12 protein-coding genes, 2 tRNA genes and 1 riboswitch are annotated in these 16632 nt (G+C 50.3%); of the genes, 5 read left to right on the top strand and 9 right to left on the bottom strand.

Features of this window, described 5'->3' with window-relative positions; genetic code table 11:
- Positions 1-27 precede the first annotated feature (27 nt).
- The 6 genes from cyoE to HNR75_RS09550 all read right to left on the bottom strand — a co-directional run bounded on the left by cyoE (position 28) and on the right by HNR75_RS09550 (position 7101).
- Entirely contained in the window at positions 28-918 is an 891-nt protein-coding gene (cyoE, locus tag HNR75_RS09575; protein WP_188026755.1) for a heme o synthase, read from the bottom strand.
- Positions 919-930: 12 nt separating this feature from the next.
- Positions 931-1260: a cytochrome o ubiquinol oxidase subunit IV gene (locus HNR75_RS09570; protein ID WP_188026754.1), complete on the bottom strand. Its 330-nt coding sequence runs from the start codon at positions 1258-1260 to the stop codon at positions 931-933.
- Positions 1260-1874, bottom strand: a complete 615-nt coding sequence (locus HNR75_RS09565; protein WP_188026753.1) for a cytochrome o ubiquinol oxidase subunit III — start codon at positions 1872-1874, stop codon at positions 1260-1262. The genes HNR75_RS09570 and HNR75_RS09565 overlap by 1 nt, the downstream gene beginning before the upstream one ends.
- Entirely contained in the window at positions 1864-3855 is a 1992-nt protein-coding gene (gene cyoB, locus HNR75_RS09560) for a cytochrome o ubiquinol oxidase subunit I (protein WP_188026752.1), read from the bottom strand. Before cyoB ends, HNR75_RS09565 begins: the two co-directional genes overlap by 11 nt.
- Before the next feature lie 3 nt (positions 3856-3858).
- A complete protein-coding gene (cyoA, locus tag HNR75_RS09555) occupies positions 3859-4797 on the bottom strand; it encodes a ubiquinol oxidase subunit II (RefSeq protein WP_188026751.1) in 939 nt (312 codons plus the stop codon).
- A gap of 195 nt (positions 4798-4992) precedes the next feature.
- A complete protein-coding gene (locus tag HNR75_RS09550) occupies positions 4993-7101 on the bottom strand; it encodes a TonB-dependent siderophore receptor (protein WP_188026750.1) in 2109 nt (702 codons plus the stop codon).
- A gap of 203 nt (positions 7102-7304) precedes the next feature.
- Between HNR75_RS09550 and HNR75_RS09545 the strand changes: the two genes are divergently transcribed.
- Positions 7305-8441, top strand: a complete 1137-nt coding sequence (locus tag HNR75_RS09545; RefSeq protein ID WP_188026749.1) for an HD domain-containing phosphohydrolase — start codon at positions 7305-7307, stop codon at positions 8439-8441.
- A gap of 22 nt (positions 8442-8463) precedes the next feature.
- Here HNR75_RS09545 and HNR75_RS09540 read toward each other — a convergent pair whose 3' ends face one another.
- A complete protein-coding gene (locus HNR75_RS09540; protein ID WP_188026748.1) occupies positions 8464-9780 on the bottom strand; it encodes a hemolysin family protein in 1317 nt (438 codons plus the stop codon).
- A gap of 192 nt (positions 9781-9972) precedes the next feature.
- Here HNR75_RS09540 and HNR75_RS09535 point away from each other — a divergent pair.
- Positions 9973-10048: transfer RNA gene (locus HNR75_RS09535), tRNA-Thr, on the top strand.
- A 10-nt stretch (positions 10049-10058) separates the two neighbouring features.
- A tRNA-Phe gene (locus HNR75_RS09530) sits at positions 10059-10134 on the top strand.
- 108 nt (positions 10135-10242) lie between these two features.
- Here the strand turns inward: HNR75_RS09530 and HNR75_RS09525 are convergent.
- Complete coding sequence (locus HNR75_RS09525) at positions 10243-12477, bottom strand: glycoside hydrolase family 3 protein (RefSeq protein WP_223157848.1); 2235 nt, start codon at positions 12475-12477, stop codon at positions 10243-10245.
- Between the two features lie 335 nt (positions 12478-12812).
- Positions 12813-12996: riboswitch (yybP-ykoY riboswitch) on the top strand.
- Between the two features lie 5 nt (positions 12997-13001).
- Between HNR75_RS09525 and HNR75_RS09520 the strand changes: the two genes are divergently transcribed.
- The gene (locus tag HNR75_RS09520) at positions 13002-13601 is read left to right on the top strand and encodes a TMEM165/GDT1 family protein (protein ID WP_188026747.1); all 600 of its coding nucleotides are present in this window, start codon (positions 13002-13004) and stop codon (positions 13599-13601) included.
- Here the strand turns inward: HNR75_RS09520 and HNR75_RS09515 are convergent, their stop codons facing one another.
- On the bottom strand, positions 13602-14441 hold the full coding sequence (locus tag HNR75_RS09515; RefSeq protein WP_188026746.1) for a CHAD domain-containing protein: 840 nt from the start codon (positions 14439-14441) through the stop codon (positions 13602-13604).
- Between the two features lie 284 nt (positions 14442-14725).
- On the opposite strand from HNR75_RS09515, the gene HNR75_RS09510 reads away from it, so the two are divergent.
- The gene (locus HNR75_RS09510) at positions 14726-16627 is read left to right on the top strand and encodes a PTS fructose transporter subunit IIABC (protein ID WP_188026745.1); all 1902 of its coding nucleotides are present in this window, start codon (positions 14726-14728) and stop codon (positions 16625-16627) included.
- The last annotated feature ends 5 nt before the right edge of the window (positions 16628-16632 follow it).

Below are 16632 nucleotides of genomic sequence, written 5' to 3'. Positions count from 1 at the left end.
TCCCATTACGTCAAAGACCAAGAGCCGTCAGAAACCAAGAGAGGTCAGAAATTGAGTGGGATCCGGCGAGGCAAAATCAACCGACATCATGACACTCAGTGACGTAATGGCAATGATGGAGAAGATGAACAGCTTTTTCGCCCACACGCGATCATCCACCGCCTTAAATCCGGCCAAAGCCATCGCCGACCAGCCGATACCAATCAGCATCGCCACCGCAAAATAGCTGTAACCCGCATAACCGCTCAGCGTTAACATCAGGGTTGCCACCGCAAACGCCAGCACATACCACAGGATATGGCTTTTAGTCACAGAGATACCGTGTTTCACCGGCAACACCGGAATGGATGCCGACTGGTAATCCTTGAAGCGGAATATCGCAATCGCATAGGAGTGCGGCATCTGCCAGAGACTGAAAATCAGCAGCAGCAGAAATGCAGCAATATCAAACTGATTGCTGACCGCGCAATAGCCAATGACCGGCGGTGCCGCCCCGGAAAGGCTGCCCACCAGCGTGCCATACACGGAGGTGCGCTTCAGCCACAGGCTATACAGACCGACGTAAACGACAAAGCCCATCACTGCGAGCGCTGTCGCCAGCGGGTTAGTCATGATCCATAACAACCCAAACCCGGCGATACCAAGCAACGTCGCATACACCAGCGTCGTCACCGGTGAAATCAACCCTTTCACCAGCACCCGGTTTTTAGTGCGCTCCATGATGCAGTCGATATCACGATCGATGTAATTGTTAAAAGCGCAGCCGGAAGCGATCACCAGCGAGACGCCGGTGACCGTAGCCAGAAATAACGGTAAATCCAGGCTTCCTTTGGAAGCCAGGAAAAAACCACCAATGACGGAAATCAGATTACCAAAAATGATCCCCGGTTTTGTGACGAGCAGGTACTGCTTGATCATGCTATCCGCTCTTTATTGAACCATCATATTATGGTTCAGGTGGAACATGATCCACAGTGAACCTACGACAATGATAGCGATGATCAGCACCGTGAAAACAAATGCGATCATATTCCAGCCGCCATCCGATTTGGTGTTCATATGCAGGAAATAACCCAACTGCACCAGGATCTGCGCAACCGCGAAGACTGCAATCACCAGAATAATCGTTGATTGCGGTAACGCGCCCTCCATCACTATCCAGAACGGAATCACGGTCAGTATGACTGACAGAATAAATCCGGTAGTGTACGACTTCACGCTACCGTGGCTGGCGCCGCCATGACTGGTGTTATGACTCATTACAGCACCCCCATCAGATAAACCACAGTGAATACACAGATCCAGACAACATCCAGGAAGTGCCAGAACAGGCTCAGACACATCAGGCGGGTATTATTCGTCGCAGTCAGGCCATTCTGTGTAATCTGTATCATCAGAACAATCATCCAGACCAGACCGGAGAACACATGCAGACCATGCGTTCCGACCAGCGCAAAGAAGGCGGACAGGAAGGCACTGCGATCCGGACCAAACCCTTCTGAAATCAGATGATAAAACTCATTGATTTCCATCCCGATAAAAGCCGCACCAAAGAGGAAGGTCACGGCAAGCCATTTGATCACCCCGCTCTGATTGCCTTTATGCATGGCCAGCATGGCAAAGCCATACGTGACACTACTGATCAGCAGGCAGAAGGTTTCCGTCAGAACATACGGCAGTTCAAAGATATCCTTGCCTGTCGGACCGCCGGCGAAACTGGTTGAAAGCACTGCATAGGTTGCAAAAATCGTTGCAAACAGAATGCAGTCACTCATCAGGTAAATCCAGAATCCGAATACGGAATTGCTGCCTGCCTCATGATGTTCATGTTCAGCCGCATGTGCAGGCTGGTTATGTAAAATTTCAGCCGACATGCTTCACCTCTGCCTGTTTCATTTTTGCAAAATGCTCATCTTCTGTTTTTTTCACGACATCGATTGGTACGTAGTAGTCGACATCCTTGTTAAACGAATACGCAATCCAGGTCGCAATCACGCCGACAAAACCCACTGCCGCCAGCCACCAGATATACCAGATCAACGCAAAACCCATGATCAGGCTGAACAGGCTGATAATCACCCCGGCGCCGGTATTCTTCGGCATATGGATCTCTTTGTATTTGGCCGGACGCTGGTAGGCGGTCCCTTTTTCCTTCATATCCCAGAATGCGTCGCGTTCAGAGACAACCGGAATTTCCGCAAAGTTATAGAATGGCGGCGGCGATGACGTTGCCCATTCCAGAGTACGTCCGCCCCATGGGTCACCGGTCAAATCACGGTTTTTGTTACGGTCTTTGATACTGACCACCAACTGCAGCAACTGGCAGCCAATACCGATCAGGATCAGCACCGCGCCACCTACCGCGATCATCAGCATAGTGTGGTATTCCGGGTTGATGTCCTGACTCAGACGACGGGTCATGCCCATGAAACCCAGTGCGTACAGCGGCAGGAAGGCACCAAAGAACCCGGTGATCCAGAACCAGAACGCAGCCTTGCCCAGCGTCTCGTTCAGCTTGAAACCCATCGCTTTCGGGAACCAGTAGTTGAATCCGGCCAGATAACCGAACACAACACCACCGATGATCACGTTATGGAAATGCGCGATCAGGAACAGACTGTTATGCAGCACGAAGTTGGCGCCCGGTACCGCCAGCAACACCCCGGTCATACCCCCTACCGTGAATGTCACCAGGAAACCCAGCGTCCAGAGGATCGGCGTTGTGAACTGGACTCGTCCCTGATACATGGTGAACAGCCAGTTGAATATTTTCACCCCGGTCGGGATCGAGATAATCATGGTCGCAATCCCAAAGAACGCATTGACGTTGGCGCCGGCGCCCATCGTAAAGAAGTGATGCAACCAGACGATAAACGACAGGATCGTGATCGCGGCGGTAGCCCATACCAGCGAGGTATAACCAAACAGACGCTTCTTACAGAAAGTCGCCACCACTTCGGAGAAGATACCGAATGCCGGCAGGATCAGGATATAAACCTCAGGATGTCCCCAGGCCCAGATGAGGTTCACATACATCATCTGGTTACCGCCCATATCATTGGTGAAGAAATGGGTACCGAGATAGCGATCCAGTGTCAGCAGCGCAATCGTCACCGTCAGGATCGGGAACGCCGCGATAATCAGCACGTTTGAACACAGCGCCGTCCAGGTAAACACCGGCATTTTCATCAGTGTCATGCCCGGAGCCCGCATTTTCAGGATGGTTACAAAGAAGTTCACCCCGGTCAGCAAGGTACCGATGCCCGATATCTGCAAGCTCCAGATCCAGTAATCGACCCCGACCCCGGGACTATACTGATGCCCGGATAATGGCGGATAGGCCAGCCAGCCAGTCTGCGCAAACTCACCCACCCCCAGCGAAATATTCATCAGCGCAACGCCGACAATAAACAGCCAGAAGCTCAGCGAGTTCAGGAATGGGAATGCCACATCACGCGCACCAATCTGCAATGGCACCACAATATTCATCAGGCCCACCATAAATGGCATGGCCATGAAGAAAATCATGATCACACCGTGTGCGGTGAAAATCTGATCGTAATGATGTGCATTCAGGAAGCCTTCAGAACCTCCGGAAGCCAGCATCAGTTGCAGACGCATCATGATCGCATCCGCAAAGCCACGCAGTAACATCACCATGGCGACGATGATGTACATGATGCCAATCTTCTTGTGGTCAACCGAGGTCAGCCATTCAGTCCACAGCCAGCCCCATTTTTTGTAATAAGTCATGGCGGCCACAATCATGATCCCCATCAGGGCGACAACACTCAGTGTCCCCATGATGATCGGTTCATGATACGGAATTGCTTCAAGCGTTAACTTTCCAAACATCGTTTATTCCCCGGCGCCGGAATGTGAAGACATGTGCATACCCTGCTCCATGTCGTGATCCATTTCTTTATTCATTTCTTCAGAGTGCATTGGCGCATGCTTCATGTCTGAACCCATGAATTGATTAATGATGTCCTGATACAAATCCGGCTTCACGGAGGCGTAATACGCCACCGGATTCTGTTCGCTCGGTTTCGCCAGTGCTTCATAATCCGCCCACTGCAGACTGTTTGGCGACTGTTTCACCTTAGCGACCCACTCGGCAAACTTGTCCTGCGAAGTGGCATAAGCCATAAACTTCATGCCCGAGAAGCCAGCACCACTGTAGTTGGCCGACATGCCTTTAAACGCGCCCTCTTCACTGGCCATCAGGTGCACCTGATTCTGCATACCCGCCATGGCGTAAATCTGGCTGCCCAGCTGAGGGATAAAGAACGAGTTCATGACCGAACCGGATGTCACCTTGAACTGAACCGGGACATTCGCCGGGAAATAGATTTCATTCACGGTCGCGATGCCCTGTTCCGGATAAACGAACAGCCATTTCCAGTCGAGAGAAATCGCTTCGATGACCAGCGGCCGGTTCTCGGAAGGGATCGGATTGCGCGGATCCAGAGAATGCGTCGTCCGCCAGGTAATCGTGCCCAATATCAGAATGATAATCAGCGGAATTGTCCAGACTACGAATTCAATCTTATTGGAATGCGACCAGTTTGGGCGGTAGGTGGCATGTTTGTTGGAAGCCCGGTATTTCCAGGCAAAAAGGAAAGTCATAATAATGACCGGGATCACTACAATCAGCATCAGCCAGGTTGCAGTCAGAATCAGCGATTTCTGCTCCATCCCGATAATTCCTTTAGGATCGAGCAACGCCATATTACAACCACTTAACAATAAAGGCATTGAGGATGGCAGCAGCCACCAGAACCTGTTTTTTATCATCTAACAACTCCGTCGAACGGGAATATCACATATCCTATGTGGATCTGCCTATTGTAGAAACCGACTGAAAGCGTTGTTAATAAAATGTTGTATTTGGTTTATATTTTTATGATCTATGTATAAAAAAAATGATCTAAAGCAAAGTATTGTTCAAACATCGTCAGCAGGCAAACTGACGATGTCCGAACAACTCAATTAAAGCTTCCAGCTTACCGACAGCATGGCATTACGCGGTGCGCCGTAATATCCCTGAGACCAGTATAGACTGTTAATGTATTTCTCATTGGCGACATTATAGACATTCAGCGTTGCACTCAGATTACGGGTGAAATCATACCCGGCCATCAGATTCAGCAAGGCATAACTGTCCTGTGTTACCTTCACGCCATTATCAATCCGGTAAATATCACTCTGCCAGGAAACACCGGCGCCGGCTTTCCACTGGTTCATCCGGTACGTTGCCGCCAACTTGAAGATGTCACGTGGGGTATAGGTTTTGGCGGCGCTACCATCGCTGTTGTCGATATCCACATGGGTAAAGCCACCGGAGAGCTCCAGGTCATCCCAGACTTGTCCTGCAATATCAAATTCATATCCCTGACTGCGGATACCATCTGCCGTGGTGTAATAAGCCTGACCACCGCTGATACCGGCCTGTTCCGCTACGTTATCCTGTCTGGTTTTGAACAGCGCCAGCGTTGTGTTGAGCTTCTTATCAAAGAACTCGCCTTTCACCCCGGTCTCGTAGCTATCGCCTGTGACTGATTTCAGACGATCGCCGTTGATATCCGATTTGTTCTGCGGCACGAAAATACCGGAATAGCTGGCATAAACGGCGTAGTTCTCATTGATATCGTATACCACCCCGGTATACGGCGTGACCTCGCCATGCTCCGCTTCCGTCTTGTCCACACCGTAGGAGACACCTTCGCTCTCCCAAGAGGTAATACGAGCCCCCGCGATCCAGGCCAGATCATCGGTAAGACTGAAACGCGCGCCGCTATAGCCGGTTAATTGTTTATTATCATAATTCCCGGTCGCACTGGACGCCGAGTAATCAGGTTCGGCAAACGAACCATCCCACTGAGAAAAATCGCCGATAGCCTGACCAATGGCCGAACTATAGTCCGAACGTTGTCTTACCCGGGCATGCGAAATATTGGCGCCAACAACCAGCTCATGCTCCCGGCCGGCCAAACGGAAAGGTCCGCTGGCATTCACATCGACCAGATTTTGCTGTACGTCTGATACATAAGCACTCGGATAGGCATACAACCCGGTTTCGGTTGTCTTGTCCGGTGTGCCGTACATGTAGAATAGTCTGGAGTCCTGACTGGTCGTGATATGCGTCAGCGATGCTTTCGCTTTCCAATCATTCGCCAGTTTCTGTGAAAGCTCGATGAAAGAACGTTCTTCTTTGGTATCCCAGTAAGCCCAGTCGGTTGAGGTCGAGGTCGATACGTCATAGCTGGTCGGCGTTCCGTCCGAATAGGTCAGCGGTAATGCGCCCCACAGCGGACTATCCGCATCGTTTTTCTGGTAATGCAGACCCAGGGTCAGCAGCGTCGTATCGGTCAGATCGGCTTCCATAATGCCGTAAAACACATTACGGTCAGTGCTATAACGATCCAGATAGGAATCCTTATTCTGATTCACCACAACCAGACGTCCCCGCAATTTGCCATTTTCCGACATGGCGCCGGAGACATCGCCTTCAACACGCTGATTGCTCCAGGAACCGGCCGAACCGGTAACTGTCGACTGAAACTCGGTAGTCGGACGCTTGCGCACCATATTCACTGTCGCGGAAGGTTCACCGGTGCCATTCAGTAACGCGTTTGCCCCTTTGATAACATCAACATGATCATAGACGGCGGTATCCATATCACCCTGTGACAGACCAAACGTCAGCGGCAAGCCAGTACCGTCGACCTGAATGTTGGTAATATCAAAACCACGGGCGGTGTAATAGGTCCGGTCCGTTTCCACTTTTTCAACATTCACCCCACTGGTTCCTGCCAGCACATCGTTCATCGTGTTCTGGCTGAAATCATCCATTCTGGTCCGGGTCGTCGTGCTCACTGTTTGCGGGGTCTGTTTGGGTGACAATGTCAGCTTGGTTGCCGAATCAGAGCTGCGAACCGTGTAGGAACCGCTGCCTTCAGTTACGGAATCATCCTGCGTTTCAGTGACATAGACTGTTTCCAGCTCGGTTGTGCCCGTCTGTTGTGCGGTTGCAACAGCGGTGTATCCGGATGAGACAACAAGACCGACAAATAAGGCGAGTTTTTTCTGCGGGAACATCATCATTCCTTGAGTTTATTATTAAAGAGCGCAGAATCTAAATGATTATGATTATCATTACAATCCTTAATCCAACAATCCTAATGATATGAATTCAAATGGAGATGGAGATGTATACCGAGATTTAACGGCTGGTTCACAGTCAAAAAGCGAGCCATCAACTAATCTGTAAACAAAGCAGAGGCATAAAAAGGAAAGAAAAAATGCAGACACAGACGGTTCAGACGACAAATTCACTCTCAATGACAAAAATGGATTTATCAGCACGTCTGGCCAAACTGCACGAAATCATTCGCGGGCGTTATGATTTTATTGATCGTGTCTCTATCGCGCTTTACGACGCCAAAACCGACCTGCTTAAGACTTTTGTCAGCAGTGATTCAACCCAGACCGCATTGCACAGTTACGAAGCCCGGATATCGGATGTCCCCTCCTTACAAAAACTGATCCATTCGCGTCAAAGCCGTATTGTGCAGGATATGGACATCACGTTTCAGGGCAACAACAGCAGCACACATACCGACTGGCTGCACCACCAGCGCTTCCTCAGCAGCTATACCATTCCGATTTTCAACGGCAATACTTTTGTCGCGTTCCTGTTTTTTGACTCCCGGAAACCCAATGTCTTTCAGCCGGAAATATTAGCTTTTCTGGATGTGTTTGCCGATTTAGCGGCACATCTGTATCTGCTGGAAATGGCGGCGGTGAAATCGCTGATTAACACAGTTCATCTGGCCACCGATTTTGCCCGCATCCGAGATCTGGAAACCGGCAATCATCTGGACCGGATGGCGAAGTATTCACGCCTGATTGCCCGGGGGGTGGCGGAGCGTTACAACCTGAGCGACGAATTTATTGAACACGTCCATCTTTTTGCCCCGCTGCACGATATCGGCAAAGTGGGTATTCCGGACCGGGTTTTGCTCAAATCAGGAAAACTGGATGTGAATGAATGGGACACCATGCATAAGCACGTGGAGCTCGGGGTAAAAATGATCGATCAAATGGTGGATGATCTGGGGCTGAACCTCGACAGTGCGTCCGCCATTATGCGTAATATCGTCGCCGGCCATCATGAACGGGGCGATGGTTCCGGTTATCCGCTGGGGCTTACTCTGGAACAAATTCCGCTTGAGGCCCGGATTGTTGCCATCGCGGATGTCTATGATGCACTTTCCACTGCCCGGCCATATAAAACAGCTTGGACAGAGGAAGATGTGATCACTGAATTGCAGAAAGAAGTCGCCGCCGGGCGACTGGATGCGCACTGTGTCGAGGCACTACTGAATGCCGCTGAAGAGCGGCTGGAGATCCAGGCCCGTTTTGCTGATCCAGTCTGACGGGCGCGCTGAACATCTAACCTCAGGCGCCGGTATCAGGGTTATCATCATTGTCATTGGTGATAACCCGCGATGCCAGTACCTTGTCGATACGCATACCATCCATATCGACCACTTCCAGTTTCCAGCCATCCACTTCCAGAATATCACCGGTAGCCGGAACACGGCCCAGTAACAGCATGACCAGTCCGCTCAAAGTATGGTAACGGTTGCGTTCTTCCTCTGGTAAACGTTCCAGTTGCAGGCAATCTTTTAACTCCATCACCGGGATCAGACCATCCAGTAACCAGGAGCCATCCTCGCGCTGTATCGCCCAGGCATCCTCATTATCTTCCTGATAAAACTCGCCGGTCAGCGACTCGAGGACATCCTGTACCGTGACAATCCCCTGCAACTCACTGTACTCATCTACCACAAACACCATATGCGATCCGGACGAGCGAAAATGCTCCAGCAACTCCATACCGCTTAACGTCTCTGGAACAAAACTGCCTGGCTGACACAACGCTTCAAAATCAAGCGCTAACCCCTGTACTGACTGCGTCATGATCTGACGGGCACTGATCACCCCGATCAGTTCCTTTAAGCCGCCACGGCAAACCGGGAATGTCGAGTGACCTGACTTCGATATCCTTTCCAGATTCCCTTCCAGAGAATCCTGCAAATCAATAAATACAATATCAGCCCGTGGCACCATCAGCGAGGCAACCGTGCGATCATCCAGACGGAATACATTACGCACCATCGTATGTTCGCTATGTTCAATGACACCGGATTCCGAGCCTTCAGCCAGCATGGCGTGGATCTCTTCTTCTGTCACACTCGCACCGGCATGTTGCCTGATCCCCATTATCCGAATCAGGCCGTGCGTCGAGGCAGACAACAAGAGGACAAACGGACGGGAAACGAGCGCCAGCAACTGCATCGGACGGGAAACCAGACAAGCGATATTTTCCGCACTTAATTGCCCCAGTCGCTTGGGTACCAGTTCACCAACCACAATGGAGATATACGTCACCACGACAACCACAATGACCGTTGCCGCCGCACTACTGGTCGCAGCAGATAAGCCGAAATGTTGCAGCCAGACCGATAATGGCTGGGCCAGAATGGCTTCCCCGAAAATACCGTTCAGAATGCCAATAGAAGTTATACCGATTTGTACAGTCGACAAGAAATTGGTGGGATCTTCTGCCAGTTTAAGTGCTGTTTTAGCCCCTTTATCACCCTCAGCAGCCAGTTTGGCTAAACGCGCCTTGCGGGCGGTGACAATGGCAATCTCTGACATCGCAAAGACACCGTTCAATACAATCAGACCAATCAGTATAAAAAATTCCATAACCACTAAATCAATAACATATGTAAATATGATGTTAGCTGATCTCTCCCCAACCTGCTATCACCGGTTAAATGTTGAAAAATGCATTTCGTCGAAAATATCGGCAAACAAACCATAAAACGCTAAAATTTTGCATTCAGATATAGACTCGGCAGCCGATTTCATTATAATCCCGCCTCGTTGAATACACGTGCCGGCTTAGCTCAGTTGGTAGAGCAACTGACTTGTAATCAGTAGGTCATCAGTTCGATTCCGATAGCCGGCACCATTCAACCCAAGCCCAGATAGCTCAGTCGGTAGAGCAGCGGATTGAAAATCCGCGTGTCCGTGGTTCGATTCCGCGTCTGGGCACCATCATTCAAAAGCCTCGCAGCAATGCGGGGCTTTGTCGTTTCTGGCTTCCGGCTATACAAAAAAGATGCCGGCGTTAAACCGGCATCCTGTTCTTCTGTCATTACACTGTTATTTATAGCTCAATCCAAAACCATACGGATAAAGTGTATCTTTAGCCGGATAACCCGGCATATCCGGCTGATTGTCAATCACTGCCTGCAGGTTATTCGCCAGTGCAAATGGCATTTTGCCCTGAGGATTAAACTTGCCGCTCAATACATCCAGCAGCGCGGTGTTACTGACACCAAAGCCTGCCACAATGGCGCCGGCATCCTTCAGACCGCTTTGTTCATCCAGAACATAAGGCTGACGGAAGTAAACGCTCAGCACCGTTTTTTCCGCGCCCACTTCTTTCATAATCGCCTGAATTGTTTCCAGTGATGGCGAGATCTTCCATGATTTTGAAGCCGCCATCGTGGTAAATGACAGATTATTGGCTTCCCATGGCAATGCGCCACCAAACTTCAGTTTATCGTCCAGACATTTCTGTTTTGAATCAAGAACACAGCGATCCTGCGAGCCCCAGGTTTTGCCAGTCAGCGGATTGATATGTTTCTTGTCCAGTCCGGACGCCGGATTATTGCTTTCGAAAGCCCCGGTGACCGTTTTATCTGTCGTGACTTCAACCCGGATCACCGCATAATCATGACCAGCCGCACTTGGACGTGAAGCCTTGTCTGCTGCGCCATCCGTCACCACATAGCCATATTTCTCGACATCGGATTTGGCGATCCCCATGGCGTAAACGCTAGCGCCCGCTTTCAATGGCAATACATTATCCTTGTTCTGCAGCAGCACTACCGACTTTCTCTGTATGTCCATCCCAATGGCGCGATGCGCATCATTCCCTATCGTGGCAGCCGCTTTGCTGGCATCGACGTAAGGATTTTCAAACAAACCGAGTTCGAATTGTGCCTGCAGCAGACGTTTGGCTGCCAGAGTAACCCGTTCTTCTGTCACTAGACCGGCTTTTACCAGATCAATGATGGTTTGCTTGTCATGGAATCCGGACAACGTATCGGTACCACCATTGATCGCGGCAGCAACCCGTTCCGGAACCGTTTTATTTTCCAGCCCCCAGCCACGATCATTGATAATCCCGGTATCCGAGTTGACATAGCCTTTGAAGCCCAGTTTTCCACGCAGCAGATCTGTCACAATCTGTTTGGAGAAAGCCATGCCGACCTGTTCGTATTTAACGCCTTCATACGTCACATTGATCGGTACGCCGTAGTAAGGCATGACAGAAGAGACACCAGCATCAATCGCAGCCATAAACGGCTTCAGGTGATAGGCAAAATTACCGGCCGGATAAACCTGATTCTTACCATGAGAGTAATGTGGATCTAACCCCATCTCCTGCGGACCACCACCGGGAAAATGCTTCATGGTCAATGCCACGGCAGAATCCGGATTCAATGAGCCACCCTGCAGGGTTTTCACCAGCGTTTTCATAATGTCCGCATTAAGATCCGCGTCTTCCGTGAATGTTTCATGCACCCGATACCAACGGGGTTCCGTGGAAAGATCTGCCATATAGCCATACATTCCGCGCAGACCGATCGCCTTCCACTCGTCGCCCATCACTTTGGCGAAGTCTTCAATGACCGACATGTTGTTTTCACCCAGCGCAGCGGCAGCCAGCCCCGCTTCTTTCGGAAACTCAGTGAAGGCGCCTGCCGCTTCATTAATGCCAACACGGGCATCTTTCTCATAATGGTTGCGAGCATTGGATTTGAACAGAGCCGGAATCCCCAGGCGCGTTGCTTCACTCAGTTCCTGAATCGTATTGGTAAAAGTCGCCATTTGCTGTGGTGTGACCGGATCACCACCCCAGCCAATTTCACCGCCGCATACCGGATCGGCCTTCACCACATTACGCAATATAAACCGGTTCATCCGTTGCTGGTTGATATAATCCACTGCGGTCTGTGAAGCAGTCCCTCCGCAATCGGCATTCAGGGTATCGATTAACATCAGGCCGGCTTTTTCTTCCAGCGTCATTTTTGACACCAGATCATCCACCCGCTGACTCACTGGACGCTGCCAATCCTCATATGTATCCAGCAGGCCATTATTATTCAAGTCCTTGAACTGTTGACCATCGAGCGACAGAATATTTTTGACTCGCGCACTTAACACCGGCTGCTTGGCAATCAGGACATCCTGTTTTACTTCAGCCGCATCAGCAGCCAGCATGAGCGAACCGCCCATTAACGAGCTGCTGATCAGCCAGGAAAGCAATTTTAGGGGCAGATTAACAGCCTGGCGATTGGCAGCAGATTCAGTTTTGCAGAATTTCATCTGAGATCCTCATTGTTGTTTATTATTTTCATCACCTTCGGTGAACTTTGTTTGAACAAAAAAATTCATTAAAAACAAAGTGTTGTAATGTTTTTATTGTGTGTGCTGATAATCATTTTTAATCTCCAATGCGTCGTCCGGGCCAATACCTTTTATATGCAGAGTCATACCTTTAAGGTATATCTCTTAAAAATCATGCAGTTATAAAAAATCAGATAATGGGTATGTTTCGCATAGTATTACCTCTGTCACAAAGTGAATCCTCATAGACAGCGCTTGCTACGTTTTACCAGCTGATCATTCATTTTGAACAAAAGAAAGAAACCCTTTATAATTCGCGGGTCATTGGGGAGTAGCCTCCTGATCCTCGTAAAAGGGCTTGCATCAACAAACTTGACCCTCATGGTCATGGTGCAAGCAGCGTTCGTTCTCGTAACTGATACGCCTGGCAAGACCTTTGACCATACCCTGTGCGGCCGGACAGGTGTGTGGTCATTGGAAGTTTTCCGGCCAGGGAGTAACAAGTGTCTGCTTTTTCCATTTCTACCGGTATTGTGGCTCTGGCCGAGATCGGTGATAAAACTCAGCTATTGGCTTTCATTCTGGCGGCAAAATTCAAGAAACCTGTCCCAATCATCCTGGGGATTCTGGTGGCCACACTGGTCAATCACGGTTTTGCGGGAGCGATAGGCGCATGGCTAACGTCCTTGGTTGACCCACAGACGATGGCCTATATTCTTGGCGTCTCGTTTATTGCCATGGCACTCTGGACATTAATTCCGGACAAGTTTGATGAGAATGACGCCAAGCTGGCGCATTTCGGCGTCTTTTGTACCACGCTGATTGCATTTTTCCTGGCGGAAATGGGTGATAAAACACAGGTGGCAACGGTGGCGCTGGCGGCCAAATATCAATCCCTGGCCCTTGTAGTCGCTGGCACGACGTTCGGCATGATGCTGGCTAACGTACCTGCGGTATTGTTCGGCAATAAAGCCGCACAGAAAATACCGGTCAAATGGGTGCATGGTATTGCGGCTGCCATCTTCGCCATTCTCGGCGTCGTCACGCTGATCGGTGCGATGAAACCGGAACTGTTCGGTACATTCACAACATACACCGGTTAATCACCACCGCATTTTCAGATGCTGCAGCATACCGGCAGCATCTGCCAGTGCGTTTTGCTGCCATTTCTCCAGCCTTTGTTGCCATGGTTCCGGCAGAATAAGCTCCTGCTGAAACTGGCTTTCAAACAGGCAAAAATCATGAAGCAATCCCAACCGCTGCTGTAACGCAATCAGTGCCGGTATACGGCGGCACTGATTTTCGGTAAGCACCGATGCAAACCCCTCCCCCCAGTAGCGCAGGCGTTTTACCTGCAATCGTAATAAATGCCAGTCCGCGACAGGTGATGTCATCTGTAAATCAGCCGCCGTGATCAGAACACGTTTTTCAAATTTACGGTTTTGTGCCCGCGCGGCCGATTGCAGAACACTTTTACGCTTGTTACTGAGTTTTTTACTCCAGTCGCGATCGACCTGTGACAAAACGAGCGGCAACCGAACATCCTGCAGCCCGGTCAGCAATTTTTTCCGGGAAACAGACAGTTTATCGGTTAAAAAAGAAAGTTGTTGTTCACCGGTTTTAGTCTCATTAACCAGTGATTCCGCCAGTCCAATCGCCACTTCCAGGTCACGATCCAAACCGGTCAGCCTTGCCGCCATGCCTAAGTGATCCCGCTGTTTTCTCAGGGTACGACAACGCGGAAACAGACCCAGTAACACCCGCTGACTGCGTAAACTGATCCGCAAATCGTGTAATGCCTCCGGATCATCAGAATCGGCCAGACGTTCCAGCGCCCGGGAGGCATTGTCAGATAATTCGGAAAAATGAGCAGAAAGCTCCTGGCTAAACGATTTGGATCCGGCTGTTCCGGATGATTTCCTACTTTTACTTTTCTTTGCCACCAGCCAGACCTTAGTGAGCATTTTCCTATTATTCAAGTATCGTCCAAACCCGTAATTCAGTGTTGAAAATTACTGGTTTCCCATAGTGAGACAAATATCACACTGTGAATTTAATGGTACAAAAATTCAGTTTATGTGTTTTCTTTCCGATTTTTTCCCTTTCCGGTTCTCCCGATAATGACACTGCTTAATGGGGAACAGCGATATCAGTACATGGACGTTACTGAGTCGTATCATTCAGAACATCGGTGACAAATCACCACCGGGAACTTTTGGGAATCACTATGATTACTAACCTCATCAATGAAAAACTGATATGCCTCGATTTGCAGGCAACCACCAAGGATGCCGTATTTCGTGAAATGATCGATCTGCTGGCAGCCCAAGGAAAAATCAAAGATAAGCAGCTGTTTTTACAAGATATTCAGGCTCGCGAAGCCCTCGGAAATACCGGTTTTGAAGAAGGTGTGGCCTTACCGCATGCCAAGAGCGCCGCAGTCATTGAGCCGGCCGTTGTCATCGGCATCAGCCGCAAAGGCATTGAATACGGTGCTGAAGATGGCAAACCGTCAAAACTGTTTTTCATGATTGCCTCACCCGCTGGCGGTGCTGACCATCACATCACGGTATTAGCGGAACTCTCTTCCAAACTGATCGAACCGGGCTTTTTTGATGCCATCATGGCTACCAAATCCAGCCGTGACGCCCTGACTCTGCTGACCGCGAAAGCAGAACCCGTTGCAGCCGTAACAGGCGAAAGCAAAGGTTTCCTGATTGGTGTTACTGGCTGTCCAACCGGCATTGCGCATACCTATCTGGCGGCGGAAGCCCTGGAAAAAGCCGCGAAAGAATTAGGGTACAAAATTAAAGTTGAAACCAACGGCTCTATCGGTGTTAAAAACGCCCCGACAGCAGAAGAAATCGCACGGGCTGATGCCATTATTGTCGGCAGTGACAAACAGGTCGATATGCATCGTTTTGCCGGCAAAAAAGTCATCAAAACTGGTGTTAAAGCCCCGATAAAAGATGCCAAAGGCTTAATCAGCCAGGCATTGAGTGCAGCGCCTTATAAGCCGGAAGGAAATGCGGCATCTGCCGAAGGCTCCAAATCCGGACAGACTCGTTCTGATCTCTATCGTTTCCTGATGAACGGCGTGTCACACATGATCCCGTTCGTCGTCACCGGGGGTCTGTTAATTGCATTGTCACTGGCCATCGGCGGTGACCCGACACCAGGCGGCATGGCAATTCCTGAAGGCAGTATGTGGAACTCCGTACTGAACGTCGGTGTAGTTGCGTTCAAACTGATGATCCCGATTCTGGCTGGTTATATCGCTTATGCCATCGGCGACCGCCCTGCCCTTGCTCCTGGTTTTATCGGTGGCTGGATTGCCAATGATGGCTCGTTCTATGGTGCCAGCGCTGGTACCGGCTTTATCGGTGCCATCGTGGCCGGCTTGTTAGTGGGTTATTTCGTCCGTTGGGTAGCAACGCGAGACTACAACAAATTGTTGCGTCCGCTGGTGCCTATCCTGATCGCACCACTGTCCGGCACCTTGTTTATCGCCGCAATCTTTATCTTCATCATCGGCGCTCCGATTGCTGGCCTGATGACCGGAATGACCAACATGCTGGTATCCATGAGTGGCGGCAGCCTGGTGTTGCTGGGCATCGTGATCGGCGGTATGGCTGGCTTTGATATGGGCGGCCCGGTCAACAAAGTCGCCTTCCTGTTCTCTGTGGGCATGATCGCCTCTGGTCAGACTCAGTTCATGGGCGCAATGGCCTGTGCCATTCCGGTGGCACCACTGGGCATGGGCCTGGCTACTTTCCTCGGTCGTAAAATGGACCTGTTTGACGAAGACGAAATCGAAGCGGGTAAAGCTGCCGGTGCCATGGGTCTGGTGGGAATTTCTGAAGGCGCTATTCCGTTCGCCGCGCAGGATCCACTAGCCGTGATTCCTGCCAACATGCTGGGCAGTATCGTTGCCGCCGTCATGGCGTTCGTATTCGGAGTAACGAACTCCGTCGCGCACGGTGGTCCTATCGTAGCCCTGCTGGGTGCGATGAATAAACCACTGCTGGCACTGGCTGCCATGGCCGCTGGTGCAATCACGACAGCCGTAGTTGCTATCACACTGAAAAAAATCAAAGCCGCAAAAGCACCAGTCGCAAATGCAGCCTGATAACA

Source organism: Tolumonas osonensis (assembly GCF_014202415.1).
GTDB classification, from domain to species: Bacteria; Pseudomonadota; Gammaproteobacteria; order Enterobacterales; family Aeromonadaceae; genus Tolumonas; species Tolumonas osonensis.
The sequence above is the reverse complement of the archived record's forward strand: the minus strand, read 5'-3'. Positions and strand labels throughout refer to the sequence as shown.